Below are 3,214 nucleotides of genomic sequence, written 5' to 3' on the forward strand. Positions count from 1 at the left end.
AGGGGGAGGTTGGGAGGGGGTCTTGTGATTCACCGTCGGCCCCCTGCCGACCCGCATTTCCGGCCGCCCTCTGAGGGCGTGCCATAGCAAGAGAACAACCTTATGAGTGATGCTATCGAGCTCAGTCTGGACGGGGTAGAGCGCCAGCCAATGCGCACCTTTACCGAACAGGCTTACTTGAACTACTCCATGTACGTCATCATGGATCGGGCCCTGCCGCACATCGGCGACGGCCTCAAGCCTGTGCAGCGGCGCATCATCTACGCCATGAGCGAGCTGGGGCTGTCGGCCCTCTCCAAGCACAAGAAGTCCGCTCGTACCGTGGGTGACGTGCTGGGTAAATACCACCCCCACGGCGACAGCGCCTGTTACGAAGCCATGGTGCTGATGGCCCAGCCCTTCTCCTACCGCTACCCGCTGGTGGACGGTCAGGGCAACTGGGGGGCGCCGGACGATCCCAAATCCTTTGCCGCCATGCGTTATACCGAGGCTCGGCTGTCACGCTTCTCCGAGCTGCTGCTCTCCGAGCTGGGCCAGGGCACGGTGGAGTGGACGCCCAACTTCGACGGCACCATGAAGGAGCCGGTGGTGCTGCCCGCCCGCCTGCCCCACATCCTGCTCAACGGGGTGACCGGCATCGCGGTGGGGATGGCGACCGATATCCCGCCCCACAACGCGCGGGAAGTGGCCCACGCCTGCGTGGCGCTCTTGGACAACCCCAATGCCGGCCTGGATGCCCTGATGGCCCATGTGCAGGGGCCGGATTACCCGACCAACGCCGAGATCATCACGCCTCGCGACGACATCCGCAAAATCTACGAGACGGGCAAGGGCTCCATCAAGCAGCGAGCGGTGTGGAGCGAAGAGGATGGCGACATCGTCATCACCGCGCTGCCCCATCAGGCCTCAGGCGCCAAGATCATGGAGCAGATCGCCGCCCAGATGGTGGCCAAGAAGCTGCCCATGGTCACCGATCTGCGGGATGAGTCGGACCATGAGAACCCGACCCGTCTGGTGATCGTGCCGCGCTCCAACCGGGTGGATGTGGAGGGGCTGATGGCCCACCTGTTCGCCACCACGGACTTGGAGAAGAACTACCGGGTCAACCTCAACATCCTGGGTCTGGACAACCGGCCCCAGGTCAAAGACCTCAAGACCATCCTCACCGAGTGGCTGAGCTTTCGCCGTGAGACGGTGCGCCGCCGCCTGCAGTATCGCCTCGACAAGGTGCTGGCCCGCCTGCACATCCTCGAAGGTTTGCTCATCGCCTATCTCAACATCGACGAGGTGATCGAGATCATCCGCACCGAGGAGGAGCCGGGCCGGGTGATGATGGAGCGTTTCAACATCAGCGAGACCCAGGCCGAGGCGATCCTCGAGCTGAAACTGCGCCACCTGGCCAAGCTCGAAGAGTTCAAGCTGCGCGCCGAACAGAACGAACTGGCGGAAGAGCGCGACAAGCTGGAACTGATCCTGGGTTCCGAGCGCCGTCTCAGCACCCTGCTGAAGAAAGAGATCCTGGCGGATGCCGAGAAGTACGGCGACGATCGCCGCACCCCGCTGGTGGAGCGTGCCACCGCCGTGGCCCTGACCGAGAAGGAGCTCACCCCGAGCGAGCCGGTCACCGTGATCCTCTCCGACAAGGGCTGGGTACGCGCCGCCAAGGGCCACGACGTGGATGTGGAGGGCCTCTCCTACAAGGCGGGAGATGGCTATCTCGCCCACGCCCATGGCCGCAGCAACCAGCAGGCGGTGTTCCTCTCCACCCTGGGCCGCACCTATTCCCTGGAGGCCCACACCCTGCCCTCCGCCCGCAGTCAGGGCGAGCCGCTCACCGGCCGCTTCGCGCTGGGGGCCGGTGAAGAGGTGCGCCATCTGGTGATGGGGAACGAAGGCGAGCCGTATCTGATCTGTTCCGACGCCGGTTACGGCTTCGTCTGCAAATACGACGACCTCATTGGCAAGAACAAGAACGGCAAGGCGCTGCTCACCGTGCCGGAAGGGGGCATCGTCATGGCGCCCCAGAAGATAGGCGCGCCGGACACCGATCTCTGTATGGCCATCTCCAACGAGGGGCGCATGCTGCTGTTCCCGCTCAATACCCTGCCGGTGCTCGGCAAGGGCAAGGGCAACAAGCTCATCAGCATCCCGTCGGCTCGGGTGAAGGCGCGGGAGGAGTTTGTGGTGATGGCCGCCGTTATCCCGCAGGGCCAGTCGGTCACCCTGTTTGCCGGCAAGCGCAAGCTGACCCTCAAGCCAGCTGACCTTGACTACTACCGCGGCGAGCGCGGCCGCCGTGGCGCCAAGTTGCCCCGCGGTCTGCAGCGAGTCGATCGTATCGAGATTGAACCCGTCGCCGGTGCCGAACCGGTAGCTGGGGAAAATCAGGAAGGGTAATAAAGAGAAAGGGCGCGAAAGCGCCCTTCTTATTACTAGGCTATACATTCGAAATCTAAGACGGCCGCACTATTACACTTTTCTTCTTCAGTTATTTCAGTTGTCAGAAGTAATGAATGTTCTCTTGAGTATTTGAACATCCTATCTATTTTTGCGTGTAATAAACAAATTTCATTTCTACGGCTGATAAAGGTTCTTTGTGTCACCAATAGGTTGTCATCCTTGAGTGTACGAAACCTCGAACTTATTATTTGTGTGTCTGAAAGTATCGATGCCATGAACTTAGCCTCAGATTCTTGCTCATGAATCATGCAGTTTTTAAATGCATCGAAGATCCATTCTGTTGGTCTATTTGGGACTAGGTTGTTATTTTTAGATAATTTTTTTAAAGTATCTTTTTTCCATTCTTGATGCTCCATCTTTAAATATTCAGCTAAGGCAATACAGTATTCACTAAGCTCTGATAATGCCAAGGGAAGTAGAGACTTTTCCGCAATTAAGCTCCTCTCTCGCTTTTTATTTTCGATATATTGTGTCGCATAAATAGCCAGCATAGCTGCAAGAAGAGCAATCATACCTGAGTTTAGTGTCTGCCATCTGTCCCAAACACGCTGAGTTTCAACCCAGTTAAAATTTGAGCTGAATACCGGGTAGGCAATCATTGCGATAAGCCATACAGCAATAAAAATGGAAACCAACCTTGTAATTAACTTCATTGTTTTTCGTTCCATCACGTAACGAGGCTGGTTCATCGTATTAAAAGAATAATGGTATGTCGAGTTTACATATAGGGCTGTATGAATCGCTCCCAGTTCCC

General features: G+C 57.5%; 2 protein-coding genes. One reads left to right on the forward strand and one right to left on the reverse strand.

Going from position 1 to position 3,214, the window contains the following annotated elements:
- Nucleotides 1–102: 102 nt before the first annotated feature.
- Nucleotides 103–2,397 (forward strand): DNA topoisomerase IV subunit A, encoded by a 2,295-nt coding sequence (parC, locus tag BN1120_RS09430; protein WP_042015829.1) that lies wholly within the window; start codon nt 103–105, stop codon nt 2,395–2,397.
- A 35-nt stretch (nt 2,398–2,432) separates the two neighbouring features.
- Here parC and BN1120_RS21275 read toward each other — a convergent pair.
- On the reverse strand, nt 2,433–3,214 hold a 782-nt coding region (locus tag BN1120_RS21275; RefSeq protein ID WP_236727607.1), incomplete at its 5' end, for a hypothetical protein.

The sequence above is a fragment of the Aeromonas caviae genome, from assembly GCF_000819785.1.
Classification (GTDB): Bacteria; Pseudomonadota; Gammaproteobacteria; order Enterobacterales; family Aeromonadaceae; genus Aeromonas; species Aeromonas caviae.